This window comes from Pseudovibrio sp. Ad46 (assembly GCF_001623065.1).
GTDB lineage: Bacteria > Pseudomonadota > Alphaproteobacteria > Rhizobiales > Stappiaceae > Pseudovibrio.
In genome coordinates, this window is the sequence record NZ_LMCG01000072.1 from 55172 (window position 1) to 80918 (window position 25747).

Here is a 25747-nt window from a genome sequence, read left to right on the forward strand (position 1 = left end):
GGATGTGGGTATTGCGGAGTTAAGTGAGAGACCTAAAATCTTAGCTCCCTCACTTCGAGACAACAATTGTCCTTGTCGCCCTCTAAGTCGAGGAGGTCCATTTTTTGTAGCTTAAAGATGTCTCGCTTGTTTGGAGATAGTCTTTCAGACTTTAAAGAAATAAAAATATATCTTATTGCGCAATAATCATATCACGGTCTTTGCTGATTCCAGACAGATCACAATACGTCCTTCTTCTTAAATGGGAAAAAAGCCATATCGACCCAGTTCTTTATTCTTGGTGAATTGGATTACATTTCCATATTCATGGATATTACTAGGAACTGATTTCTTATTCTCCAACACTATCGTTTGCATGCGGGACCAGTCTTCAAGACTATCGAAGAAGTTCTTGTTCAGATCGGTATGGGAGATTTCATCCACTTCGTCCGGTTCCTCATATGCAATTAACGGAGAATCTAGGACGACAAAACCGGTATGTGGTAGCTTTTTGTTCTGTAGACAAAGAGAGAGACCTAATGTAACAGCCGAATGAGTGATGGACCGATGCCCTTTACCATTGCTTCGGCGATGCTTGCCATTAATTACGATGTCATTTGTATCACTCGAAAAATGCACATTTTGGGAATTGGGCAACTTCCAGTCATCTAAAAATTCACCAACATCTCGAGCCAAATCAAATAGTGAGGTTTCCGGAATTTTGTTTTCGGTAGTTTCTTGTTCTAGAGCTTGCACCTCAGAGTTTTCGTTTAATTTGACTTCCAGTTTTTTCAACGAGTCGAAGAGTTCAATCGCCCGTGATACTTCGGACTTCTTTGCAATAAGTAGAGAGTAATCAGCTCTGGATGTAGTCAAATCAGGTTGCAAATCTTGCAACTGAAGGGTCCAGGTATCCAAACGTTCTCGCTGTTTGGTGACACTATCAATGAGCTGATGTTCTTCCAATGAAAGCTGACTGAGAGTGCTTACTAACTCTCCTTGCAATAATGCAACTTTTGCTTTTTCAGCTTTGGCTGCAATAGTGACTTCATTGATGTCCCCTTCACACAGATGATCACTACTATGGTTGTCCGGAGAAGCACCACATAATGGGCAGAGTTCGTCAGGCAGGGCAGCTATCAGATTGCCTGACTCTATGATTCCATCCAGGCGCGATATATCTGAAACATAGTGTTTGAGCAGCAAGTTGAAACGGCTAATCATAGTTCCTACTTCAACCAACCGCTCAGATTTTTCTCTAAATATACGCTGCTCATCGTTCTTTCGCGAGAGAACTTCATGATAATTACTTTGGTGGATTGTTAACGATGAGTTGGCATCCTCAATTGACACCTCAAGCTTTGAAAGCTGGGAAGCGAGTTCGTCGATGGAGGTCTCTTCACTTGCAACCTCCAAGATTTTCTTACGCATTCCATCCACAATTTCATCTAGCACGCTTGCTTTTGCACTTCGCGAAATTCGTGCTTCTTCAATTACTTTTTCTTCGACTAGTGAGCTGTCATCAACTCCAGTTAAAAGAAATCTTAGCCGGGATAGCTCAAAAGTTTTTTCTGTATATTGCCCTGAGAAAAAGGGGGAAATTTCCGATTGAATGTCACTTTCATTTACAAAAAATAGAGGTAAAAGTGTGCGAAGCGTTAAGTTTTTTTTCGTGTTCTTTGCGTTTTTCTTTAGCTCTTTGCCAAAGAGACCAATCTTTTTGAGTAGGAAATTCGAGATGCTGTCGTTCTTTTTCGTGGGTTTTTTTGCTTTCAGAATTTCATGGTTGAGGTTCTCTGCAGCTACTAAGTGAAGCCCCTCATAAAGCTTATAATCCCCACCTCTTATCGAGCGTGTTAAAGTAATTTCAGAATTATCTGAAAACCTTATCCCTAATGAAATATCAGAATATCCTACGTGTTCAGGAAGTTCTTTCGGAGCACTCTCTCTACCCAACATGAAATCAATCGCATCAAGAATTGATGATTTCCCCGTGTTGGATGGGCCATAAATAATGTTTAGGCCGTCTGTGAAAGTGACTGCCGCAGGTTGCTTGCGAGGCCCGCTGAAACAAAGGTGTCTAAGAGTGAAAGTATTTGTCATCGGTTGCCAGCGATCTTTATTTGCTCAAATTGAAATTCAGTTGACCATTGGTCGAATGCTTTGTTGAAGACAGTAGAAAAAGCGTCTTGGTCAACGGTAACGTGGTGGGCTATAACCCAACTTGCTCTTTTCTTTAGATCTTCCATGTAAGGTGCTTGCAGGCTGTCCAATATCACTTTTGCAAGTTCAGTAGCTGAATAGCAAAACCCTGATTGCGTAAGATGCATCTTGACCAGACCTTTTGATTCCATAAGAACTAAACCGCGTTCGACTAATTCACGCCGAATAACTAGCTCACCACTTCTGTTTGGCATCTCTGGGTGGAGGCTCGGAGGCGCGGCTTCGAAATCACCAGTATGAACAACGAGATAATCAAATGCAGACAATTGCTGTAAATCCAATGAGATAGACAAATCGACGACCAAGAGACAAAGAGATCTGACGCCCGTTTCAAAGGAGCTGTTAAAAGTATAAATCCGGTTTGTAGCTTTCTTGATCACTTTTTCCTCCAAACCAATTTATCGTTATTTGCTAATTGATGACAGATCCCCCGCAGCCTTTTTGGTGTAGTAACTCCAGCTAACCCATTTGCAGAAACGTTAAGCGTACTGGCTGTTTTTGTCACTTCTTTCACCCTATCAAACGCGTTGTTGTGATCATCTTCTTCAACATCTTTGACGCCGTGAAAAACTTCATCTTGGAGAGACTCGAAAGTTCCATTGGGCACTGTGTCTCTTGCAAAACTTACAAGTGCTTCAGCATCATAAAAAGTTTGTCTAGATCGAGAAAAATGGCCTTGGAACTTTGGATGACTTACAAGTTCCTCATGGGTTTCTATCGTCACTCCACAATCACTGTATGCTTCTAACAGCTGTTCTACGTAGCGACTCTCTTTTTTGGCGGGTGTAATTGGTGCTAGCTCATTTTCTGGAGCACCAGTTAATCCGCCACCAAATCTTGCCGTAAAATATGGAGTTTTGCGATGTTCCTCAATAACTTCAAGGCTGGGCTTGTATTGGAATATATTGAAATCAAAGGCTTCAACGTATAATTTAAAGCTTCCTTCCAGTTTGATTTGTTGCGATTTAGTAATTTTCGTTGAACAGTTCTTGTCCCACTCTGAGATCATTCTTTTTTTTAGGCTTTCGGAATTCAAGAGAAGTCTTTTTAAAGACTCCCCGCAGTCTTTGGGGGCAAAAAAAAAGTAGTTTTCAGGAACAGATATCCGTTTTTCAAATGAGTGCCAGATAATTTTCGCGGCTTCTAGCAAAGCAGTTGCGGGAGCTAGAGGGACCTTATAGTGCTTGCATTGGAAGTTATCCCACAATCCCGAGAAGCCCTTGTTGGACTTGAATGCAGCGACATCTATACCATAGTCGTTTGCGCCACCAAGCCTTACAACGAGGGAGTATTGGGACTTTTGGAAGTGCGCCCACTCTCGAATAAACTCTTCCCACTGATCGTGATTGAACAACAGAATTAACTGCTGAGGCAAAAACGGCGACTTAGCATTGATGGTATCAGATGACACAGGAAGTGTGGTTGCCGAAGGTACTTCCTGATCCAGTAGCTCTGCTGGGCTTAAGGCAAAATTGTCCACGGCGTACCAATATCTCATTAAAATCAATTTATGGTTGTATCTCAGCATGAATTGCATTTCGAAGCAATTACTACAACTGCGACATTCATGTGCTTTCAGTCTACGAGAAGCCTTTTAATCCGTATATGGCTGTAGTCAGCCTGCGCTCATCGTTGTCGATCAAGTTGAAAGTGTTGCAAAAATATACAAATGGAAGCGAGAAGGTCGTGATGATCACTTCATAGTTCTTATTTTAGCAAGATATTAAAGCAGTCTTTCCGGGCCATTTGCACCACTTTTAGTGGACATCGGTTAGCAGTTGAAGAAATGGGAGCGACAACCTTCTACCCGTTGCGATTTTTTTCGAGCAAGATCGACTTTCGGTAGAGAGTTCTCTCTGACGAGTAGCTCTCGGTGACGGCTCGAACGTCCGGCAAGGGCAAAATTGAGTATTTTTGGATCACTCATGGAGCTACTGTAGAAGCCTTCGGGCGTATCTACCTCAACCGCAAATGGCCCGCATCCTCAGTAATCGCTCGTCGATTACACTATTTTCTCTATGTTATCTTCCAGATGAAAAGCATAATTGCTCTGCCCGGTTCATTATTTCCATCACCGTCGCCCGTACGATTGACATTCCCAATTAGTCAAGAGATTGTGGGAGCAACTTTGTTCAGAAAGCAAGTGAAACAAAGCTCTGATCTTGGTGAGGCTCTGTTTTAACTGCTAGTCACTTTGGTTAACGCCCATATAATAAGCAGGTTTCATTCTTTCCACTCTCAGTTATATCTAATGACAGCAAGGATTACGAATGCCTATTGATCTTTCCGATTGGCTCATTACGACAATTAGCAGCACCGCAGTAATCACTACTGCGGGCTACGTGTTTAAGGATACTCTGGCTAAGTTCTTTGCTAATTCCGTAGAGCATCGGTTCGACAAAAAAATAGAATCTGTAAAATCTGAGTTGAGAACAAGTGAAGCTGAGATTGGTCAGGTAAGATCTTTCATAGCAGAACAAAGGCGTGAGAGAGATACCATAAACCACGCCAAGCGTATCGATGCTGCAGAGAATGCTCTAAAACTTTGTAATGCCTTCCAAAAAATGTCTATGGCTGTTGAGTTCATAAAGATCATCAATGTTGAAGAAATTTCAAAAGACAAGGGTGATCCGAAAATTCCTGCTTTATTCCAGCCCATTGAGCGAAGTCTAAAAATTGACGAGTGCTTTGAGGAAATCGGCAAGTTAGATCAGACTCTATTGAAGTTATATTTGGATGATCACACACTCAAAAATTACGATGCTTACACTAGCATCATTCTTAGAGCAGTCCTGTTCATTAAGCTGTTTGCAAACGCTGTAGGTGGATCTGAACTCATGAAAGAAGGGCTACTGCGGCAGAAAATCGAAGAGCTGGTGCCAACAAGCAATGAGGGGTTTGAGAAATGGGGTGAAGACTACGCGTATTATTGGATGCAATACTTCTATGACGAGGTTCTAAAAGGTCTTAGGGCAACCGTGAATGGAGTAGGAAGAGATCAAACCGATCTCAAAGCCGCCACTCAAGTAGGGGTTGATGCTATCAGAGCACAGTCAGAGATTGCGCGTTTACGAGCTGAAGCTAAAATGCCGGAAATTTTCTTGAAGACAGGCAAGCAACCAGAACTGCCTGTCTAATGAAGTTAGCTTCCCCGCTGCTGGCCCCCTCGAACGCCAGCTCTTGGCCCACATAAACGAGCCCTGAACTACCTGATCAATCAGCACAGGACCTGCCGCGTTCATAGTCTCGCAATTGCTTTCGTTTCATGCGGTTGTCCAGAACCCTATTCCAAGCCATAAAAAATGCAGCAACCACGGTCAGGATAATGAGCAGCGCCTGAAAGAACGGCTCTAGGAAGTTGACCCAGTTTTGGGCCATCCAAGCTGCTAGAAAAGTCAATGCTGTGCCTGTCTCTGATTTCTGCATCTTAGCCTCATTCAAGGATATGGATCTGTTGACGAGTAAACTGTAATCACAACTCCAAACTGGAAAGCCTTAAGCTTCGTTGATCGAGACAGCACCTTCACGCTGCGCCAACACTCGCTCACCCTGCACTGGATGGCTTTCCGGCCACCGGATATCCAAGAGCCGGCGCTTTGAGACTTTCGTGATTGTGACTGCGTTGGACTGGTTCCCACCCAGCACGTGATAGTGACCTGCACTCTCAGAAACGTAGAAGCCGACATGCCCTTTCCAACCGCGTGGACTTCCACGCCAGAACACGAGGATAGAGCCAGGTACCGGATCATCTAACCGCCTGCCGTATTTCGCCCATTGGCGAGATCCTAAAGGGTTGGTGGGCTGGGGATCAGATACAAGGCTCATGCAATGGGCGACAAACAGACCGCACCATGGGGTTTCATCGCTCTGGTAGGAGATACCTAATTTGCTCGCCCAGCCCATGATCCTTGGATTGTGCGTTGGTCCTGAGATCTCCTTGGTTCCCAGCAGTCGACGCGCCTCAACCAGCCATGGTGGCTCATCACTTTTGACTGCCTTGATTTTCGAGTTCAGCCAAGCCTGATAGGCGGCTTCAGAAAGTCTGCCCCAATCTCCATCGGGTTTGCCGGGATTGAACCCGAGGTCCTGCAGCATTTCCTGAGATTCAAAGTCTGGTATCCGTCCCATGATCACCTCACAAAAAAGGCTCCCTATGGGAGCCGTAGCTGCGCATATCGCGCTGTTTCAGAAAGAGATTTTTTGATTAGTTGGCGACGCGATAAACAATCACATCAAACCCACCAGACAGACCGCTTATGCTTCCCGCGCTGTTCAACCTCAAACCGTTGAGCGAAAAACTCGCCTTGGATTTAGCGTTCATCCCAACAATGTTGATGTAACTCAGATTACCTTGGGTGGTTCTTTGACCAACCACCTGAACGACATAACTTGTATCTGGCTGAGGTGTTCCGAAGGTGTAGGTTGCTCCAGAGCGAGAAAGATTAAAGGACGCATCGTCCCCGATGTTGGAGTACAGCGCCACGACCTGAGGCTTGCTTACAAGCGTATTCAATTTCGCAGAGTTTAGTTTGGGATCTGTGACAGCCTTGCTCTTTAGCTTGCCTGTACTCACTGAGCTATCAGTCAAGTCATTCATGCCAACTTTTGATGAAGTTGCAAGCGCTCCCAGACCCAGATTGGATCGGGCTGCTGATTTACTCGAGACATCTCCGAGGTTATTTGCTTTATTGAGAAAGTCGCTTGTGTCCGGCGTTGCCAAGATCCAATCACTGTCATCCTCTGAATAAACCTTCATCTTCTTCTCGACAGAGTGAAAGCAAAGCATACCATCTTTGAGTGGACCACCTTGATTGTCGGTAGATGGATTCACATTGAACGAACCAAGATAGAGCTTATTGAACCGCTGGAACGCTAACTCGGAAGCCTGCTCGACTGCGGCCTCAAGGTTGCTCAATGCCTCCTCAGCAGCTTGCTTTGCTGTTTGAGCCTGATTACGAGCAGCGATTGCAGCTTGCTTTGCTGCCAGCACCACCGCCTCGACATTCGCCGGATTGAGAAGCACATATCCATCCTGCCCCGGAAACACCGCGATCATTGCCGGATATCCAGCTTGCAGATCATCTTCACTCAGCTCATAACCAAGGCCGTTGCGAACTGACTTTTCGACGCCCTCAACCGTGATTGTTACAGCGCCAGTATTATTGTGTGCAGGCACAAAGAACGCCAACTCAACCGCTGACAAACTGACGCCCAAACGAAGCTCAGCGGTAATCGCGTTACCAGTCCCCCCGATATTGATCAGTCTCGTGATACTGTCAGCAAGGTCGCGCACATAGTTCCAGGTACCACCCAGCCATTGATAATATCCGCTCTTGTTTTGATCTGGATCTGCACCAACCATGGCAGGGGTGTAATCTTCTTTGTTGGTGATCGCATCCAGCTCAGCCTTGGTTTTCACTAGAACTGCACCAATCATAGCGGCAATCTCAAGTTGCCCCATATAGGCTATAATCTGATCTTTATCTGGCTCATACGGATCAGTACTATCAAGCCCCAGCGTGTCATGGCCGCGCCAAACCAATTCCTTAATCAGGAAGTTCATAGCCAACTCCAAGTGTTGAAAAGAGATTAAGTAGAGGCCTGAAGCACAACCGGATTGGACCAGCTGCTATTTTGCCCAAAGACCGAACGGGTTCGCATACGGAACCGATATTCCACACCAGCAGTCAAACTTTCTGTCTCGATGGCTTCTTCACCATCGTTTGCCTGGGCGTACTTGGCAGCGCCGCCGCTGGTTTTCATGTACTCAAGCTCGTAGGTGAGAGCCTCGGAGTTACGCGAAAAGCTCGCCTCAGCAATCAAGCTCTGCCCCTGCTGTTCAAATGCAATCGTGAAGCTGGTGACAATCGGCAATGCAGAGGAACCAATGCGCTGAGGAGGATCACCCTTTTCGCCCTCCTCCTCAGGTTCAAAATCGTAAAGGCTCTTGGGAACAACGATTGCCTCAAACTGGTGGGTAAAATTGTTGAGATCCAAAATCGGAGTTCCAATAAGTTCCAGATAGGCATCCACCAGATGAGGCGGTTCTGTGATCTTGATAAAGCGTCGAAACGGCAGGTTCTCAGATGCAAAGTAGTCGCACACAATCCGCACACGCGGAGCCGTCGCACGAATGTATTTTAGCTTCTGTTTGCGCCGCATATGGTTGTGGCTTTGGATACATTCGTTATCAACGGTTCGCGACCTGGGGTCATTCTCATCCACGTATGGATCACCCCAGATGACCGCATCATCCTCGGTATAATTCAGCTCTGGATTGGTCCAAAGGCCCCGAACAGATTTCACATTCGAGTTTGGATTCCGGTTTGACAGGAAGGCCACTTCCTTGATGTCTGCTGTTTTCAAGTGAATGTCAGGCTCTACCCACTCCCCGGCATGCACCGCCACCTTGCCTTGCGGGTCAACATAAAGCAGCAGTTCACCCGCTTCATCAATCAACCTTGCAATCTCAGTTGGATCATTGTTCTCCCGGCCACTGAGGCCACCATGATATCGAGGCTCTTGATCCCCTTGGAAGTTGGTGACCTGCTCATCAGCAACAGCAGCAGCATTAGCCCAACTCTCAAGATTAATCCGCTCAGGTTTCAAAGCTCCTCCATAGGGAGATAGCAAGAGATCAAGACGGTGAAGCGCAAGGTTCCTGCTAAAGGCAACCTCATCAGTTCGAGGGTCTAAAACGCGTTTAGCCCGAACCAAAGATGTCACAGTCGGATATCCATGCGGATACACCGTTCTATGATGTTGAGCGCTGACGCTCTTACAAATCACAAGTGTGCTGGCGATGTTGTCGCCGCGATGGTCATCACTCCAGATGTCACTAAACTTCGTGACCAGCTCGGAATACGGCTCACCAACCGGAGTGCCCAACCGCTCTTTGATAATGACCTTAGCCTTACCACTGAGGCGGTAATACTTAGATGCATCCTCATCATTGCTCAGCGATTTTATGACGTTGCCATCTTCATCAATCTCAACCGCTGCATCACTCAGGTAGTGTTCAACAAACCCATCTATCTCATGAGAAGCGTGCGCGATGATCATGTAAGCAGTCCCGTCACGCTCCTCCAGAAACATCATGTCTCCAGCCTTGCGCACCAACCCATAAGCAAACGACCGAGACGGTACGCTTTGCCGTTGATTGACTTTGCCATCTGCAACACTTGGCAAGGGAGCAGCATTACTCTGCCGACGCTGAGTGCCTGCCAACTCCTTGACGGCATATCCAACACCAGCAGACAAGCCGGCTCCGATAATCCCAACACCAACAGAGGACACCGCAGCACCCGCAAGAATAGCTTGCGTCGCAACGGATGCACCAAGTATGGCCGCTCCGTTCGACAATACGAACGCAACACCCAATGCAACAGCATGAGGCATCAAACACTCCAGATTTTCAGAGCTGGTGCGTGAATGGTTTCAAAACCATCCCGCCAATGAACTTGCCAGTTGAGCCCGTCCCAGATCGCTCCCCACTGCCGGAGCGGGTTATGCAAACTGCCGACAACCCCGATGTCACCGATCTTCCTAGAGCGCGTTTCCAGCAGGCCCGCGATTGCAACACAACCCTCGACCAAACCCAAAGCCCCGCCAGATGTTGTGAGAAGTTCGTTCAACTCTTCAGTGGTTGAGTAGGTGCCGCGCAGAAACTGAGCACCATCGGGATAGCCGTTGAAGCACGCCCAATCGGCAAGGACCAAGCAACAGTCAGCCTTGCCGGGATCGAAGCGCATGTCACGTCGATCTGACAGCCAACCTTGCAGGCTATTCAGGCACGTGGCCATGTGATGGTTTGCTCGTTCATGAGGGTCACTCGTTCACATGACAGATCTGGAAGAAGGTCAGGATTGAGTTTAAGCGACAGCGCTTTTTGATCTGAATCCGACAGCACAGCATTGCGCCGCGATTTGCGGGCATGGAACACATTCGCAACAACCACGATCACTTCATGCTTGATGTGAGGTTGAGCCTGATCACCCGTCGCTGCTTTGTGAAAATTCAGATCAATGATTTCGCCTGTGAACTTGACGATTGGATCTCCAACAGGCTGAAAGTACTGATCACAGGATTGCAATAAAATCTGCACTTCAGACCCGATGACATCATCTTCCTGAGTTTCTTCATAAGCCAGGTCGGCAATGTCCTGAGGAACGCCAGACAGGCCAACCTCCATAACCACGGCCTCACCAGAAAAGGAATATTGCAGCGTGCTTAAAGCTGATTCCGGGAGTTCCCCAGCAGCTCGCCAGTGATCACCATTTGCATCAATGTAAGGGCAAGATCCAAACCAGAAGCGAGAGGTTCCTTTTGGGAAATCCATCTTCATCAGGATCATCACTTTGCGGGCATTCATTCGGCTGCGACCTTATCCCAGTAATCGATTGCCTCGACAAAGTTCAGCGTCTTGTTTGTGATCGGTGACACTCCGTGGACGATGTCCATCTCATTGTCAGAGGCAAGATGCATCAGGCACGTTGGCTCTTTCACTGTGAGAATAGAACCTGCCGGAATTTTAGCTCGCGTCGCAGGAAAGATTGGGACTTGAACCACGTTCCCCTCTTTTGCGATTACCGGACCCGTTTGGTAAAGCGCATGAAAGTAACTGTACTTGATGCCCGTCAGGCTCAACCCTTCACGCAAAGCGCGAAGCTTCACAACAGTTGCACCGATCTGCGCGTCTTCTTCCATTTGAACCAAAGGTGGCTCACTGGAATACTTCGTGCCATCGGAAAACGTGGACCCATCAGAGTGGGTTGCCAGAGCACTTTGTGTCTTTGCGAGCTGCTGTAGCCGTGATCCCGTGCAGTAAGCCGGAGCAATCACCAAGCCAGTTCGCCCCTGCAATGCAACTTGGATTGCATTCCAAGCTTCCTCATGGTCCATGTCATTTGACTTCACCATGATATTTGGAAACACAGCCCGCCAGAAACCTAAGTCGGTTTGCGTTACAAGATCGCGGCCACCCAGCGTAGCACCACCCTGTCTTGTGAAAGGCCGCTGGTGAAAGGCTGGTTTACCCCGCATCGCAAACAGCTTGAATGGCCAATGAATAAAGTTAGCCAAGCCAGCCTCCCCCCTTGTTTTGCTCGTAAGCATTCAGGTCATTGACCACGTTCCCACGGGACTGAGCAGTGGCTGCTTTGATGATGCCAGGTTTAGCTTGATCGACGATTTGCACAGCAACAGGACCAGCAACGCCGGCCACTCTGACATCAAACTCAGAACTGCCCTCAACCACCAACCGGATCTCAGAAGGAGCATTGCGGTTTGCTGGTGCAGGAATTGCAGCAGGTTTCGGGATCATGGGAACAGGACCACCGACGAAGCCGCCTCTTGCAAAGCCTTTGGCGCTTTTATGCAGCGCATCAAGATTAGCAACGCCAAGCTTCCTAGTCGCCTCTTTAGAGAACACATACTCATCACCGTGCACGATACCTTTAGGAGTGTACTTGCCCCCCGGCCCCGTCCAACCACCCTTATCAAATCCAAGGAATGAAGTTGCTATGGATGCAAGGCTAGAGACCAGACCACCACCAGCAGAACCGGAACCACTACCGCCAAACATCGAGCCAAGCGGGCCAGTTCCAAACAACGAAGCCTGCATCGTCGCATCGAGCATGGATTGAATGAAGCTATCCAGCGCATCGTTGCCAGTTTCAATCTGACTGGTGATAGCAGAAAACTGATCTTGGACATGCTGCCCCATGAATGAAGCGGCTTCCATTGCCATCTCATTGTTCTTTGTCCAATTATCGTTAGCAACAACGAGCTGTTCAATCTTTTCCTTCTGCTCTTCAGTTGCAGCACTTCCAGCTTTGAGCAGCGCATTTTGCACCCGACGCTGAGTTGCATTCATGCCCATCTGCTCGCGCTCTATCTCAAGCGCTTTGATAACTTCCTTGACTTTGTCCGACTGTTTCTTGGCAGCACTGGCAACTTTGGTTCGCGCCTTGCTTTCTGTCTGCATAGCAAAGGCACGTTTTGTAATATCAACAATGCGCTTGCCTTCATCACTGTCAGCAGTCACCCCGGCACTGCTCAGGTTCGTGTCGATTACCCGTTGCAGTGGTGTTTTCTTGGCGGTCTCAAGTATCTTCTGCTGGGCAGCAATCACGCTTTCAATGCGCTCAGTCGCCGCCAACTCCTGAACCTTCAAACTCTTGGAGTAAGCTCCGTAAGCATCGACGCTATCTTGGTCGATCTTTCTCAAAATCTCTTGGCGCTTTGCGAGCAGCTCGTTGAGTAGCTTCTCCTCACCTTCCGCTGCATTCACCCACGGCGCAGTATGTGGATTGCTGTTGTACGCACCAATCACTTCACGAGTACGCGCAATCTGGTTATTGACGGTTTCAAGCTGTCCCTTTGGAGTAGCTTTCTGATTGACCTCATCAACCGCCCCGGCAATGCCTCGGATTGCATCCGTCAAACCAGTGGCGCTTGCAATCTGCTGGCCCCAACGCTCAAGCAAGATCTGAGTGGATTCCGCAAGACCATCGTAAGCCCCAGCCAACCCACCGCCAGCAGCTGCACCAGCGCCGCCGACTTGCTTTTCCACCGCATCAAGGATTGCGTTTTGTGCCTTCGCGACCTGCCCCGTGGCCATGAAATTTTTGATCATATCTTTCTGAGTTTGAGTGAACGATACGCCAACGCGGCGAAGCGCAGACAAGCCAGTCACCGGATCTTCCAGAGCCTTACCCAACTGCACCGCAGAGCTTGAGAGAGTTCCAAAGCCAACAGCCGCCAGATCCTGACTAAGCTTGATCGTGCGATCAAAGGTTGTTCCTGCAACAGATCGAAATGTTAAGAGCTGAGCAATTGCATCACGAACACCAGTTGTACTGGCAAGCGTATCAAGTCCGACACCTTGAGCAAGCTGCTCTAGCTGCTTGGATGTACGACCGGCAGAAAAGCCCGTCGCTTTGAGCACCGCGTCAGTACGCTTCTGCTGCACTTCAAACGCCTCAAAGGCTTTGACAGCTTTAACAGAAACACCAGCGAATGCAGCCATTGCGACACCAGCCGCAACCAGTGCTGGATTGACGCTGCCCAAAGCACCACCGACCGCTCCGAGACGACCGGAGACACCACCAAGCGGACCCTCAAGGATAGCAACAGAACGACCTGCTTGAGAGAAGGTATTACGCATCTTTCCAGCAGCAGTGCCAGACTGACCGATAGACTTGTTAAACCTCTTGATCTGATTATCGTTGAACGCTTTCTTTTGAGCACGCTCAACTTTTTTCATCTGCCGCTCTACGTCGGTCACGCGAGCTTCGTAAGTTGTGATTAGCTTCTGCTCAACCTTGCTAGCCATATCGATTTACCAACTCTCTCAGCTCGACGTGATCATCTTCGGTGATGTCACTCTCATCAGGCCCAAGCCCATTCGCTTTGTTGTATCCATCCATTGCCGCATACAGCTCACTGATGGACGCCTTCCAGAAAACCTCTGGCGTCCATCCGAGCACAGGCATCCACTGCATCCACTCACGCAGCGGAAAGCGCGTTAGTGATCGCTCTCCGCTGCGTTGCCCTTTCCCGCCGCATCTGCTTCATCAGCCTCAGGAACAAGAGCCTCAACAATTTTTCCGGCAAGATCAGAAAAACCCAGAATGCCAGCCGTTTTTTTTAACGCCGCGTCCGCGTCACCTTCAACGGTCATGGCTTCAAAGCAGGATTTGATGACGCGGATCTTTCCGCTCTGAAGACCAGCCATGATTTCAGAGATGGAGAGATCAAGTTCAGCATCAATCTGATCGAGCGCTTGCATGTTCGCGCACAAAATCACATCACTGCCGTTGAAGGTGCAAGCCACTTCACCTCGCGATTTGTTGGGTTTTCTCATGTGAGCACATCCAATTCAAAGGTGATGTCACCAGTCATGGTTAGCTCAAGAGAGAACTCCAACTCACCTTGCATCGGACCGCTCACATCAACTTTGTTGAAGACCACCGTCCCGGTAAAAGTACCCCACAAAGGAACGATAATTTTTGCGTTGGCATACGCCTGCCCAATAGCGTGTTGTACAACTCGTTGATACGTCTCAGAACTGGTAGCCACACCATTGCCACTGAGGGAAATTGTTCGGATACCGTAAGCACCTGAGTAGTTAAGAGGGGCACTTGGATTATCACAATTTGGCCGCGTGGTATCGACCACTTCGTTGTTAATCGAAAGGCTCTTATCTTTAACCCCACACACGCTTTCAAACGTTTCAGGGTCACCGCCATTACCAAGCTGAATCAACATCAGCTTGCCTTGGGATTCTGCACCAGCCATGCTTAGCTCTCCAGTTTTCGGATAGTAAATTGAACCGCCATCACGCCATGGCGTGTGACCCCGTCAGGATCTTCTAGCGATTGGGTATGCTCTACCAACGAGAAGCAGGTTGAAGGCCCATTGATATCAACGCCCACATCATGCAATCGCTGATAAATCTCAGCCATGATTGTCTTCAGTTCTGTTTGCCCAGGTGAGCGTGACCAGATGTGAAGCGTGATGACATGCTCACCACCAAGTGCACCATGCGCATCATCTGGAACATCGCTGACTTCACCAATCTCAATCAACGGATAGTCAGAACCATCTTTGCGTTTGTGGTCATGAACACCTCGAACCCCTTCAATGACTGGAGTGGTTAGAGTGCGATATAGCCAGTCCTGCAACGCAACGGCGAACTCCATCATTTTTTGAAAGCTCTCTTATAGGCTCGATTGAGCGCAGTGCTCATACGCCGTTGATGACGACGCTTGAGCAGTCTGCGAACTGGATTGATGAATGGCTGCGCGGCAGTTTTCACAGTTCCATACTCAATGAGGAACCAGCGCCATAAGCCGTAAACACCCCACGCGCTCGAAGTCGCATATGACTTGGAAGTCTTGCCGCCCTTTTGTGTGAAGGTTGCGATGCCATCATCGACCTCACGATATTCAAGGGACTCTGCGAGATCACCATGATCTCTAGTGACAAGGCCCTTGGCAAGATCAACGAACTCTTTGCTACTCTTTTTGTTGGCCTTTTTCATTTCGTCGTCGATAGCTGGGATCATTTGGCGAGCTTGAGCTAGATGCTTCTCAATAGCTCGCGTATCAATCTTGATGCCGTCAGCCATCAGACCGCGACCCCGCGCTCAACAACCAGCTCCAAGCGCCGCTTACGCCGATCTGGATCGATGATTGAGCGGATGTTGTAGATCTCACTATCGATCACAGCGATATCTTTTTCGCTCAGGCTGGCTGCTTGAGAGCAATAACGGACATGCAAAACCCCAGAGGCAAGAGCACTAATCATACCAGCCGCCACCCGCTCCCGACCTTTGGACATCTGAAGCTCACAGCAGGTCTCAAACAAATCACCCCACTTATCTTCAGCACCGCCCCTACCATCAGGCACAGGAGTATTACGCCTAAAGATCACGGTGTCTCTGAGCTTGCCTGCCCGCATATCAAATTATCCTTGAAGAGATTAACCGCTTACCCAGCCAACATGGTTCTTGTCGATCAAGCGTTGAGCGCTCAAAGGCAGCTCACTGGCAATAGTGCCCACCACAACAGGTTCACGGTGCTCGTACCAGTTCCCAACCATCAAATGAGCGGCATGAATGATATCGCTGGGAACGTCAGCAGATGAACCATATCCAACAGTGAACGTGATGCTCAATGCCTCTGGGTGGTCCGACATAGACGGCCATGCAAAGCCAGTTCCCGGAAACACTTTGGTTTCACTTGACCTGCGAAGCAGCCAGAGCTTGGCGGGATCAATTGAGTGTTCATTGCCATCAGTATCGAAGTAAGAAGCGCTCTCGATTTTCTGGACCGGACCACAAGGCAGCTTCAGTTTTTGATTGCCGCAAGGTGGCCGCGACCACGCGCAGCGCCAGACTTGCCTGACCAGCGCCTGACCAAGGCAACCGGACGGACCATCGAGAAATTCTGTAGCCGTCCCAATCAAGCGCTGCAGAATATCGTCATCATCCGAGTGCTTCACGCAGACCTGTCGCTTTACGTCTTGCAAAGAGAGCAGCGCCTCAACTGGTCCGCTCACTCGCTCGTAATATCCGCGATCATCAAAATGAGTTGTCATCTGATAGCCCGTTACTTAGATGCATCAGCCTTGGCAGTAGCTTTGCGAGCACGCGTACGACGCGCTGCCTTGCGAGGCTTAGCCTGTGCAATCTTTACAGCCTGACCAGCCGCGATCATTCGATTACCTTCCTTGATCGGCACATCAACGATCTCACCAGCTTGCTGGGAAAGAGTTGGACCAGATCGAGAAATCAAAAGCTTAACTTGCATGACGTTCTCCAATTCAAAAAAGTCGGACGGCATCACCGCCCGACTGTTTCAACACCCAGGTTGATTAACCCGGCATCGCCAGATGCTTGATTGCACGCTCATCGCCCAAGCCGCCGTCAAAGCGAATAAGACCTGCAATGCCAACATTCGGCCAGAACCGCTCTTTCATCACACCAAGGATTGGACTACCGACCTTGCGCACGTAGTACTTGGAGAAGTCGCCGAAGATCATCGGCTTAGCATTAGCTTCGATACTCTGCATCTCTTCGTTGACAGAGTAAGGGAAGCTAACAGCGCCAATCTTCAATCGACCAGAACCATCTGGAGCTTCAGTGAGAAGATAGTTCCCGTCACCATCTTTCAGTTTTCTAACTGCCAGCAACGTCGTGTCGTTAAGCATAAAACGCGCTTTAGGAGATCGGCGATACGCAGGCTTCACCGAATGGACAAGGTCAAGGATTTCATCGGAGGTAACTGCGAGGTTGGATGCACTCTGTTTACCCAATGGAGATGCTGGCACAATACCGCGCACGCCGCCGCCGCCCGGACCTAAAGTGAGATGCCTGTTTGCAATGACACCAAGACGCTCACCGAGCAGCGTCTTGATCAGGGTTTCCATCGCAAGAATGCTGTCCTGAGCCAGTTCCAGTGAAAACTTAACAAATGGCGTGTTGAACGCATGCGCATTCAACGTGAAGCGACCGAACTCGATATCGCCGCTGCCATCGTCTTTCGGCTCGCCACCTTCTGTATGGGCATCACCTGACTTGTCGGTGTCATCAAGCGTTGGCATCGGAATCGGATTGCCGCCAGTGGTGGCAATAACAGTGCAGATGTCCTCATCGTACATAGGTCCGAAGTCTGCCATTGCTTGGATCAGAGAAGATTGCAGCTCTTCAGGAACGGTGTAGCCACCAGCGGCACCAGTGGCCGTGGATTGCGCACGGAACTCACCAGAAGCACCCAGCTTCAGTACTTCGCGCACTTCTTGCGGCAACGCAGAAAGATCACCAGCACAGCGGATCATCTCACCGAACGCGCTGCGATAAGTCACCGGCTCATTTTCATCAACGCCGCGACCTTCATCGCCGTCACCACGAGGGCGACGCTCATCACCAGCGTTGGCAGAACGCTCAGCTTTTTCGAGCTTTTCTTCGCGCTCAGCTTGCTTTTCCAGCTTTGCGTGATCAGCCATCATAGTATCGAATTCACCTTCGATCTCGGCTGCACGTTCTTCTGTTGTATCGTCTTTAATTTCATCAAGTTTTGCACGAGCGTTCGTGGCAATGCGCGCCATCTTCTCGCGCAGCTCTCTAAGCTTGCTCATTTCATAGCTCCAGTTTTTTGAAGAAAGCGCCGACTAGACGCGAGAGAAAGCAAATGGGCGCAGCCTATTTGCTGTTTGCCTGTTCCATTTGAACAAGGCCCAACTGCATCCGCCGCTTACTCACAGAAACAGCGGATGATTTTCGTTGCGGGGAAAGGTTCTCACGATGGGTCTGCAAACTACGCAGGCCAATTTCTGTTCCCTCATAAGCGGGGTTAGTAACAACCGAGACATCATAGAGTGCGGCCTTCACAACATCACGCATCGGAGGATCGACCGTTTCGTCCCATGTCTCTTTGACAGCGGAAAAAGCGAACGACATCTTATCCAGATCACCGCGCTGCATCTTGGGAATGAGCGCCTGCACATCGGGATCATTTGGATCAAGCTCAGTCTCTATCTTCAAGCCGTGATCATCTTCAGACAGCTTCAAGGTGCCTGAGCGTGTCCGAGCGAGAGGCAACCCATGATGATTGACCAGAAAGACAACATCGTCTTTACCGATTGCATCCGAGAAAGCCCCCGGCAAAATTCGCTCTCTGAAGAATCCGCAAATATCCGTTTCTTGATTGAAGACCGCCGCATATCCAGTTACGCGGATGCCCTCGCCATCGTCACCTTCACGGACTTCAACGGCTTGCCCCATGCGAGTTTCATGCTTCATCGTCGCCCTCTTTCTTAGGCGCAGCACCAGCCTTCGGCGCTGGCAGATTGAGTTGATAGTTGATTGGGAATGTTCCGCCTTGAATGAAGAGATGGTTGCCTTCTGGAGCATCACTCAAGTTCTCACGCCGACGCGCCTCATTTGGCATCAGCACGCCGTGCGTGATGCCTGTCGCATAGCCTTCCATGCGGGTCTTGAAGTCACCGCGCAGCAGGCCATCCATATTGAACTCAACAAACTGGTTACGGTTTGAGCGGCCAAAGAGCTTTAGGTTTAGCTCTTGCTCAAGCTGGTTCACCCATCGACGGATGGTGTGTTTCGTCAGGTGCAAGTCCTGCTGTTCAACGTTATTGAATTTTGCGCCTGTGAGATCCTGAAGGAATGCGGGTGGTAACTGATAAATGCGAGCGGCTTCCTCAATCCCAAATCTCTTGGTCTCAATAAGTTGGCTCTTATCTGGATCAGAACCGACCGTCTTGATATCCATCCCTGACGGCAAAGTGAAAGCATTCCGGTTCTTTGCAAGCACATCTTTGATTGCACTTTCAAACTCATCAGCTGCACGCTTGAGCGCTTCCTTATTTTGAAAGTTACCAGTCACCACATAAGGCGGCACACCACCATTATTGAAGTAGTTGCTGGCATAACTATTGGCATCAATCATCAAGCCAATAGCTTGCGCACAAGCAGCAAGCGGACCACGATGCTTGAGCGAGTTGTCCTGCATCATGAATGCCAGGTCGATAATCTCACGTGCTTCATAGACCAGCGTCCGATTGCCATCGCGATACTCATAGAAGGTGCGACCATTCCGGCGAACGATTGTCACCTTTGAAGGATCAAGCGGCCATAAATTGATGATCTGATCGCGCTGATTGCGTTCAATAAAAGTAAAGCCCCGACCACCAGTCAGCACATTCATGAAGAAATGATAGCGCCAAGCAAACGAGGTCATCTCATCATTGACGGCAAAACCAAGAATGTCTGCGATGCCACCTCTTACCCGTTTACGATCATCCCCTGTTCGGTCATAAACATGCAGCGGCAAACTCGCCAAGGTGGATGCAATGAAGTTCACCGCACACCAAATCGCTGGGATACTCAAAGCCGCATCAATGGTAACAACCGTTCCACCCTTTGAAGTGTAATTGGCCATCCCGAAGGACTGCAGAAAATTCTCAGCAGTTGGCGACACACTAGGATCTTCGAGTGTGCTGCGCTTTTCAGCCCGCTTGATCGTTGGGATTTTCATGAAGCCACCAATTTGAAGTTAGGATCATTGTCCCATGGCGTCGGAGCTGGTCCGCTGTCGAAGCGTTCGCGGCACGTAGCAACACCAATCGACATCGCTTGAGAAACCATTCCATCGATACGGCCCGTTGCTTTCTGCTTGTCGAACATCCGGTGTCCGGTTCGGTTCTCAGCATAAGCAACGTTTGCCGCGCAGTTCGTCATCATGGGATTGGAAGCAACTCGTATGCGACCATCAAACACCGCATCCTCGAACTTGTTTATGGAATCGGGCATCCACAAATAGACTTCCTGAGCGCCCTCAGGTTGTTCTTTGTCTTTATCAAGTATCCGCTTTGCAAAGCCTTGAGGATGCACTGTCATCGGCAGGTCTGCGCCGATTGCATCTAAGTGATCTTGCAGGTTTTCTAGCCCGTATTGATCACAACCAATTTCAACAGGATCAGCTTTGGTGCAGATCTCAGAAAGCGCATCCGCAACCCACGCATAGGAAATTCGTTTTCCTTTAACTGCTTCAATGTAACCAGCCTCAACCCACTGATCGTATGGTGTTTGATCTTGCGCAGCTCGCTCAAGAAGCGTCTCTTCTGGCGTCCAGAACCAAGTGATTGATGCAAACTCTTCCTTGTCTGGCGTATCATCAAGAACCCAGGTCAGCGTGAACGATGTGAAGTCGCGAACTTTTGAGAGATCCAATCCGCCGTAACAAGGATAGCCCGCCTCAATCAGGCTCTCCATTGTCAACTCAGCATCGAGACACTTACGCCATATCTCGTGTTTAAATGCTGCGTTGTCCGCCTCAGTCCAGATACAAAAGTGAAGTCGTGCAATACCGTTCTTTTTCCCCGGCATCATCTTGGCTTGGTTGACTTGAAGTTGGAGGTAGTCCTCAGTCAGGATCGTGCCAAGCAATGGGTTTGCTTTGATCCAGCAAGATGGATCATCCAACCAGTTGTCGCCTTCATCCAGACCGCAGACAAAAGAGAACGTTGTGTCATCCTCTGCCAGACCAGACGCCACCCGGATTGCGTGAGTTCTTTCCTCGTAGCAAATACCATTACGATTAACTCCGGCATTGGTTGCCATGAGCAACAACGGCTGCTTACGAAACTTAAACCCACGCTCCAGCATGTCGATAGTGTCGCGGTTCTTGTGCTCGTGAACCTCATCACAAAGCGCAACGCTAGGGCGCGGCCCTGACTTTCCATCATCCGAGGAAATAGGTTTGAACTCTCGTTTACCACCATCTTTGGCGCGGTAGATCATCGCGTAGACAGGATCGATTCCCAGCTGCTTAATCCGGGCATTCAAGCTTGGCGATTGATCGACCATCGCAACAGCATCTTTGAAAAGAACTTGCGCCTGATCTTTCTTTGAAGCCGCAGCGTAGACCTCTGCTCGCGGTTCCCTTTCCCTAACAAGTCCGACCAGACCAACGCCCGCCAGCATTGGTGACTTGCCGTTTCCTTTGCCTTCTTCATCGTACATGCGCCGAAACCGACGCATTCCGGTTTCTTTGTTCTTCCAGCCAAACAGCGAACCAACACGAAACTGTTGCGATGGATGAAGGTGGAACCGCTTGTTTTCGAAGTCACCACCATTGAGCCGCAAACGCTTAGGGAAAAAATTGATAACCTTCAGAGCTTCTTCGCGATCGAAGCAGAAGCCGCGCTCGCCAGCTTCATCCAGATCGCGCAAATGGCGCTCACAGGTGTGACGTATGTGAGGGCCTGCAATCACGCGGCCTGCAATTACGTCCTCAGCCCATGCGGTAACTGGATCAATTTCGGGATTGGTTCGCATCAAGCAAAGTCGTCTTCATCAAGATCCAGTTGGCCCTGAGCTGGGTTGGCTCTAAGCCCGCGCTCTGCTGCAGGAGTTAATCCGAAGTCACGTGCTACCGTGAGGAACTGCCGAAAGGTCTCATTGAGCTGAGCAACCTCAGGCCGGTTCTTGATTTGCTCCCCATTGCGTGTCTCAGAGATATAGGTTTCCCCAACGCCGGGAGTGTTCAGGTACTTGCGCAAGGTTTCATGTCTGGCAAGTGCCTCACACATGAGAACGAAGCTCTCCAAGTTATGATAACTCAGTCGAGCCACAAGCGGGTTGCACACATGAGGTGCAATGCGTTCATAAACTTTACTGCCACCCTTGGTCAGGTGGTCTGGCTTCATATCAGCGGCGAGCTGCTTGCCACGTTCGCGCAGAGCATCTGGGTTGTTGGTGCCCGTGAGTGGAACAACGTTTTCATTGCTGTTGGGTGTTCTGCCCTTCACCTGTCAGCTCCTTTAAGCCCTTGCCCCTAGTGGCTTTTTGTCTCCAATTCCCACTTTTTGTGCGAAAACCCTCCCCCTCCGGTCCTCAACTTTCGCGGTGGGAGAAATCGACCCCACCCCCTACCTGTTCGCCGGGTGGTTGGGATCGACTGGCCATCCGCTTTCATCGACCTGGGAGCTGTAACCGCGCTGCTCTTCGCGCTGCTTCACGATGTCATGATGATCAGGACAGAGGGTTTGAACGTCGCCAAAGTAGAAGAGGTATTCGTCGCCACGGTGTGGCTGTATGTGGTCGCAGACTAGGAACCGCCGCCGCTTGTGTGGTTGAGGAGAGCCATCCAGTTTCTTGCTCCCGTCATTGAGGATGCCAACTTTCAGGCACATCACACAGAGAGGACTCTCTGCCAGATGATCAGCCCGTCGCCGCCTCCATCGCGCAGTCTTGTACCACTTGCGATAGGCTTGAGCCTCTTGTGAGCGTCCGTAATCTGCCAACGTGACCCAAACAGAAAAAAGGCCCGCCTCATCAGCGAACCAGTTAAACGCACCGCATGCGTGTCAAAATTCCATAGAAACTCTTCGCGCCAACTCCGCCATTTGGCGTCTTGTGTTGACTGGGTCTCGCGTTCGGGTCGCTCTGTTTGTGTAGCGGGTTCTAGCCGCTCAGGCCCCGAAGATCCACGTGATCGTCCTGCCGCGCATCATGATTAACGCAACGCCACTTTGTCAATAGGCACTGTTGCCTTTGTCGCTCTACCGAACGCCTCAACCTCAACTCGAACCGCCCTGCCATTCTTTTTGAGATCACGAACCACACCGTTCAATTTGGCCCCGGTACCAGCCACGAGCATAACCTCATCTCCAATGCTAAAGAGCTGCCCCTTAACAAGCTTTCCTCCAACTTCGGCCTCGCAGGATGTTTCGACAATTCGGAGCATCTCACGCACAGGCACACGATGAGGAGCGCCCTCAAATGTGGCTGATAGAATTTTTTCCACACCGTCGCATTTGCGAACCAAATCACAGTTCTGACCTGCATAAGCATTCAGGCCGACGAACAAGTACCGAGGGAACATTGATCTGCTAACCACAACCCTGTTCTTTGTCTGCCTGTGCTTCCGACACTCAGTCATCATCGGCTGAAAGACCGTCACACCTGTTGCGTTGATACCTTCAAAGGCCCGATCCTCACAGTCTGGATTGGTTCGGATAACAACCCACTCAAGAGAGCTGTTCTTGATCAGCGAACGCATGAACTGGTAACCACGCTCTAGCGCTCGGTTTTCATCATCTGGGGCAGTCATCGTCATTCAGCAGCCTCCTGAGTTGCTGTTGTGGTATTGATAATTTGGCCGTGCACAGCCTCAAAGTTTTCAAGAGCCCTCTTCACCGCCCCAAGCAAAGCCTCAGGTTTATTATCATCGATGAGCCCCACATCGGTCCCGACGAGCTTCGGCATGTAGACCCACTCAGGCAAATCGCGATCAACACCAAACCAAGGCCAGCCGCGCTCCTCATGCAGCTTCTCCCAAGCCTTCCAGAGTTCAGAGCCGACTTTCACCTGAGAGAACTCATCCGCAAGGGGAACCAGCTCATTGGCAACCGTCACACCCTTCGAGCTTGTCTGCGCCCGGTGCTGCATGGCGTTGACCCGAGGCCATCCATATTGTGCCCTGCGTTGTCGCTTCTCTCGCTCAGCCGCCTCCCCGTCTCCCTTCAAAAGCCCAGCAAGAAAAGCCGAAGGTTTCGGAAAGTTGCCGTAGTGAGGCTGGAGCAAATCAGCAAAGCGGTAGACACCCCAGAGCTTGCCGAATGGTTTGGCGGGCTCTGCCGTACCACTGCCAGTCGCTTTCGATGGAAGCTTCTCCCAGCGTTTTTCCTTGAGATAGACGGCAAACGCACACATTTTGGTTCGACCAATTTGCTTGCAGTGCAGCTCGTAAGCACTTGCCTTCGAAGATGCTTGCAACCGCTCATCCTCGGTCAGATCAAACCAAGCCTTCTCAGCGGAGTCGGCACTATCCGATGCAAACGTCGACCAACTTGCGTGAGCCTTTTTCAGCCTTCGAACCCACGTTTCATGAGAGACTTTGCCCTTATTGTCATTTTTTACATTCTCGCTCTCACGCGCGCTCTCTCTCATATGGATTGGTATTGGATTGTTAAGTGGGTTGTTCTTATCTTGGTCCACCTCATGGACCACCTTAGGTCCACCACGTGCACCACCTTCGTCCACCTCGTGCACCACCTTTTCTAAGGGAGGTAGTCCACCACATGCACCACCTTCTTCTTCACTCTCAGCAGTATTAACAATACGCTCAGTTAAGCTTGGTGCGTCCAATTTCCTCTCTGGCCATCGAGCGACATAGTCTTTTCGCTTCCATCTTTGCCCTTTAAAACCATGCTGAGAAATTGAGACCCAACCCGCATCTCTAGCCACTTCAAGGTGCTTCATGATTGCGTTTTTGCTCAGGCTGCTATGCTCAATCAACTGATCGATTGACGGGTAACAGCTCTCGCCCATTTCGTTCATGAAGAGCGCCAGAGTATGGAGCACATGCTTGGTTGTCGGTGAGAGTCCTGACCTGCTAAACGCTTGCCTCCAACTCCAAGCCCTACGACCATCACTCATGCCGCACCTCCTACATCAGGAAGCTTGAGCGAGTACTCATTTCGCTTGATTCTTGCACCATTGGCCTCATCGCGTTTAACGCAGATCCAACCAGCGCCCTCCGCCGATTTCAGGTGCTTAATCACCGAGGGTTTGCTCAAACCAGTTCGCTCCGCCAGAGTTCCAATTGAAGCGGTAATCCCCTCACCAGAACGATCTGCAAAAAGGCTTAGTGCAAACAGCATGAGCCGAGTATTCGCCGCCAAATCGCTCTGCGAAACCTCGTATAGCCACTCTTGAACATTCTGAAAATCACGCACTACAAACCTCCATTGCCCCAGAGAGAGAAAACAAAGGGCCAGGTTGATCCTCAGGCTCGGGATCACTAGCCAAATCAAGGTCACTTAGTTTGGAGAAACGCCCCTTCGAGCCGGGAGGCACCCATATGAGCTGGGTGGGGCTTGCCTCCTGATCTGTACGGAAGATGATCCAGCAATAAGCCGTAGCTGTGCCACCATCTGGAACATAGCGCCCTTTGTGGATGGCAACCCGTTCAGCAAAAACCGCTACGATTGCAGGCGGATGAACCATAAACAACGTTGCAACACGTTCGATGGTTTCCAGCCACCTCAATGGAACAAGCACAGCAACGCCTCGCTTGGGCTTATGGGCTAATGCACGTTCCACGAACTGCTGAGCCAACATGCCAAAGGGCGGATTGGTGATAATCCAGTCAAAGGTTCCGGGAGGGAATTGCCACTCTGGGAGCACTGTCAGGAAGTCCCAAAACTCCCCATGTGCATCGCCAAACCCGCGATTGAACAGATCGGATGCCCAAACCAGATCAAAGTATTCTCGGAGCGGGATCGCCATATGCCCGCCGCCACAAGCACACTCCCACACCTTTAACGGCCCCCAACCCGCCTCGCCCACTCGCTTGAGGTGCAAAAGCAAATCGCACAGAGCACGCGTTGCCCATGGTGGCGTAGGGAAATAGTCGCCAAACTTCTCAGGCTCCACCCGAGACGCCATAACCGCTCGCGAGTTCTTAGCGGCGCTCATGCAGCAACCCTCCCGAGGGATTCCGCAGATCGACGCTTC

General features: G+C 49.8%; 30 protein-coding genes. 1 reads left to right on the forward strand and 29 read right to left on the reverse strand.

Going from position 1 to position 25747, the window contains the following annotated elements:
• Positions 1–237: 237 nt before the first annotated feature.
• Genes PsAD46_RS19895 through PsAD46_RS19905 form a run of 3 tightly spaced genes read right to left on the reverse strand, consistent with a single transcriptional unit; the run spans position 238 to position 3682 of the window.
• Complete coding sequence (locus PsAD46_RS19895; RefSeq protein WP_063307690.1) at positions 238–2082, reverse strand: AAA family ATPase; 1845 nt, start codon at positions 2080–2082, stop codon at positions 238–240.
• Positions 2079–2582 (reverse strand): ABC-three component system middle component 2, encoded by a 504-nt coding sequence (locus PsAD46_RS19900; RefSeq protein WP_063307691.1) that lies wholly within the window; start codon positions 2580–2582, stop codon positions 2079–2081. The genes PsAD46_RS19895 and PsAD46_RS19900 overlap by 4 nt, the downstream gene beginning before the upstream one ends.
• Positions 2579–3682 (reverse strand): ABC-three component system protein, encoded by a 1104-nt coding sequence (locus PsAD46_RS19905; protein WP_063307745.1) that lies wholly within the window; start codon positions 3680–3682, stop codon positions 2579–2581. Before PsAD46_RS19905 ends, PsAD46_RS19900 begins: the two co-directional genes overlap by 4 nt.
• A 790-nt stretch (positions 3683–4472) precedes the next feature.
• On the opposite strand from PsAD46_RS19905, the gene PsAD46_RS19910 reads away from it, so the two are divergent.
• The gene (locus tag PsAD46_RS19910; protein WP_063307692.1) at positions 4473–5339 is read left to right on the forward strand and encodes a hypothetical protein; all 867 of its coding nucleotides are present in this window, start codon (positions 4473–4475) and stop codon (positions 5337–5339) included.
• A 76-nt stretch (positions 5340–5415) separates the two neighbouring features.
• Here PsAD46_RS19910 and PsAD46_RS19915 read toward each other — a convergent pair whose 3' ends face one another.
• The 26 genes from PsAD46_RS19915 to PsAD46_RS20030 form a co-directional block, all read right to left on the reverse strand.
• Positions 5416–5628, reverse strand: coding sequence for a hypothetical protein (locus tag PsAD46_RS19915; RefSeq protein ID WP_063307693.1), 213 nt, complete (start codon positions 5626–5628; stop codon positions 5416–5418).
• Positions 5629–5697: 69 nt separating this feature from the next.
• Positions 5698–6330: a TIGR02594 family protein gene (locus PsAD46_RS19920; RefSeq protein ID WP_063307694.1), complete on the reverse strand. Its 633-nt coding sequence runs from the start codon at positions 6328–6330 to the stop codon at positions 5698–5700.
• A 76-nt stretch (positions 6331–6406) separates the two neighbouring features.
• Entirely contained in the window at positions 6407–7765 is a 1359-nt protein-coding gene (locus PsAD46_RS19925; RefSeq protein ID WP_063307695.1) for a hypothetical protein, read from the reverse strand.
• Positions 7766–7791: 26 nt separating this feature from the next.
• Positions 7792–9600, reverse strand: a complete 1809-nt coding sequence (locus PsAD46_RS19930) for a hypothetical protein (RefSeq protein ID WP_063307696.1) — start codon at positions 9598–9600, stop codon at positions 7792–7794.
• Positions 9600–10004, reverse strand: coding sequence for a hypothetical protein (locus PsAD46_RS19935; RefSeq protein WP_063307697.1), 405 nt, complete (start codon positions 10002–10004; stop codon positions 9600–9602). Before PsAD46_RS19935 ends, PsAD46_RS19930 begins: the two co-directional genes overlap by 1 nt.
• The gene (locus tag PsAD46_RS19940) at positions 9989–10573 is read right to left on the reverse strand and encodes a hypothetical protein (RefSeq protein WP_063307698.1); all 585 of its coding nucleotides are present in this window, start codon (positions 10571–10573) and stop codon (positions 9989–9991) included. Before PsAD46_RS19940 ends, PsAD46_RS19935 begins: the two co-directional genes overlap by 16 nt.
• Positions 10570–11283, reverse strand: a complete 714-nt coding sequence (locus PsAD46_RS19945) for a hypothetical protein (protein ID WP_063307699.1) — start codon at positions 11281–11283, stop codon at positions 10570–10572. Before PsAD46_RS19945 ends, PsAD46_RS19940 begins: the two co-directional genes overlap by 4 nt.
• Entirely contained in the window at positions 11276–13537 is a 2262-nt protein-coding gene (locus PsAD46_RS19950; protein ID WP_063307700.1) for a phage tail length tape measure family protein, read from the reverse strand. Before PsAD46_RS19950 ends, PsAD46_RS19945 begins: the two co-directional genes overlap by 8 nt.
• Positions 13530–13697, reverse strand: a complete 168-nt coding sequence (locus tag PsAD46_RS28195; RefSeq protein ID WP_193758354.1) for a hypothetical protein — start codon at positions 13695–13697, stop codon at positions 13530–13532. Before PsAD46_RS28195 ends, PsAD46_RS19950 begins: the two co-directional genes overlap by 8 nt.
• 32 nt (positions 13698–13729) lie before the next feature.
• Positions 13730–14068: a hypothetical protein gene (locus PsAD46_RS19955; protein ID WP_153040794.1), complete on the reverse strand. Its 339-nt coding sequence runs from the start codon at positions 14066–14068 to the stop codon at positions 13730–13732.
• The gene (locus PsAD46_RS19960; RefSeq protein ID WP_063307702.1) at positions 14065–14502 is read right to left on the reverse strand and encodes a phage tail tube protein; all 438 of its coding nucleotides are present in this window, start codon (positions 14500–14502) and stop codon (positions 14065–14067) included. Before PsAD46_RS19960 ends, PsAD46_RS19955 begins: the two co-directional genes overlap by 4 nt.
• Positions 14503–14504: 2 nt before the next feature.
• A complete protein-coding gene (locus PsAD46_RS19965; protein WP_084404491.1) occupies positions 14505–14909 on the reverse strand; it encodes a DUF3168 domain-containing protein in 405 nt (134 codons plus the stop codon).
• Complete coding sequence (locus PsAD46_RS19970) at positions 14906–15334, reverse strand: HK97 gp10 family phage protein (protein ID WP_063307704.1); 429 nt, start codon at positions 15332–15334, stop codon at positions 14906–14908. The genes PsAD46_RS19965 and PsAD46_RS19970 overlap by 4 nt, the downstream gene beginning before the upstream one ends.
• Positions 15334–15666: a phage head closure protein gene (locus PsAD46_RS19975; protein ID WP_063307705.1), complete on the reverse strand. Its 333-nt coding sequence runs from the start codon at positions 15664–15666 to the stop codon at positions 15334–15336. The genes PsAD46_RS19970 and PsAD46_RS19975 overlap by 1 nt, the downstream gene beginning before the upstream one ends.
• Before the next feature lie 21 nt (positions 15667–15687).
• Positions 15688–16305 (reverse strand): hypothetical protein, encoded by a 618-nt coding sequence (locus PsAD46_RS19980; protein ID WP_063307706.1) that lies wholly within the window; start codon positions 16303–16305, stop codon positions 15688–15690.
• An 11-nt stretch (positions 16306–16316) separates the two neighbouring features.
• Positions 16317–16517: a hypothetical protein gene (locus PsAD46_RS19985; RefSeq protein WP_153040795.1), complete on the reverse strand. Its 201-nt coding sequence runs from the start codon at positions 16515–16517 to the stop codon at positions 16317–16319.
• A 64-nt stretch (positions 16518–16581) separates the two neighbouring features.
• On the reverse strand, positions 16582–17844 hold the full coding sequence (locus tag PsAD46_RS19990; RefSeq protein WP_063307708.1) for a phage major capsid protein: 1263 nt from the start codon (positions 17842–17844) through the stop codon (positions 16582–16584).
• A 64-nt stretch (positions 17845–17908) separates the two neighbouring features.
• Positions 17909–18508: an HK97 family phage prohead protease gene (locus PsAD46_RS19995; RefSeq protein ID WP_063307709.1), complete on the reverse strand. Its 600-nt coding sequence runs from the start codon at positions 18506–18508 to the stop codon at positions 17909–17911.
• A complete protein-coding gene (locus tag PsAD46_RS20000) occupies positions 18498–19760 on the reverse strand; it encodes a phage portal protein (RefSeq protein WP_063307710.1) in 1263 nt (420 codons plus the stop codon). Before PsAD46_RS20000 ends, PsAD46_RS19995 begins: the two co-directional genes overlap by 11 nt.
• Positions 19757–21562 carry a terminase large subunit gene (locus PsAD46_RS20005; RefSeq protein ID WP_063307711.1) on the reverse strand — a complete coding sequence of 602 codons (1806 nt, stop codon included), beginning with the start codon at positions 21560–21562 and terminating at the stop codon, positions 19757–19759. The genes PsAD46_RS20000 and PsAD46_RS20005 overlap by 4 nt, the downstream gene beginning before the upstream one ends.
• Positions 21562–22035 carry a P27 family phage terminase small subunit gene (locus tag PsAD46_RS20010; RefSeq protein WP_063307712.1) on the reverse strand — a complete coding sequence of 158 codons (474 nt, stop codon included), beginning with the start codon at positions 22033–22035 and terminating at the stop codon, positions 21562–21564. Before PsAD46_RS20010 ends, PsAD46_RS20005 begins: the two co-directional genes overlap by 1 nt.
• Positions 22036–22155: 120 nt before the next feature.
• Positions 22156–22530 carry a hypothetical protein gene (locus tag PsAD46_RS27745; protein WP_084404494.1) on the reverse strand — a complete coding sequence of 125 codons (375 nt, stop codon included), beginning with the start codon at positions 22528–22530 and terminating at the stop codon, positions 22156–22158.
• Positions 22531–22742: 212 nt separating this feature from the next.
• The gene (locus PsAD46_RS20015; protein ID WP_063307713.1) at positions 22743–23345 is read right to left on the reverse strand and encodes a transcription termination/antitermination NusG family protein; all 603 of its coding nucleotides are present in this window, start codon (positions 23343–23345) and stop codon (positions 22743–22745) included.
• On the reverse strand, positions 23342–24667 hold the full coding sequence (locus PsAD46_RS20020; RefSeq protein WP_084404495.1) for a helix-turn-helix domain-containing protein: 1326 nt from the start codon (positions 24665–24667) through the stop codon (positions 23342–23344). Before PsAD46_RS20020 ends, PsAD46_RS20015 begins: the two co-directional genes overlap by 4 nt.
• Entirely contained in the window at positions 24664–24966 is a 303-nt protein-coding gene (locus PsAD46_RS20025) for a helix-turn-helix domain-containing protein (protein ID WP_063307715.1), read from the reverse strand. Before PsAD46_RS20025 ends, PsAD46_RS20020 begins: the two co-directional genes overlap by 4 nt.
• Complete coding sequence (locus PsAD46_RS20030; protein ID WP_063307716.1) at positions 24959–25708, reverse strand: class I SAM-dependent methyltransferase; 750 nt, start codon at positions 25706–25708, stop codon at positions 24959–24961. The genes PsAD46_RS20025 and PsAD46_RS20030 overlap by 8 nt, the downstream gene beginning before the upstream one ends.
• Between the last annotated feature and the right edge of the window lie 39 nt (positions 25709–25747).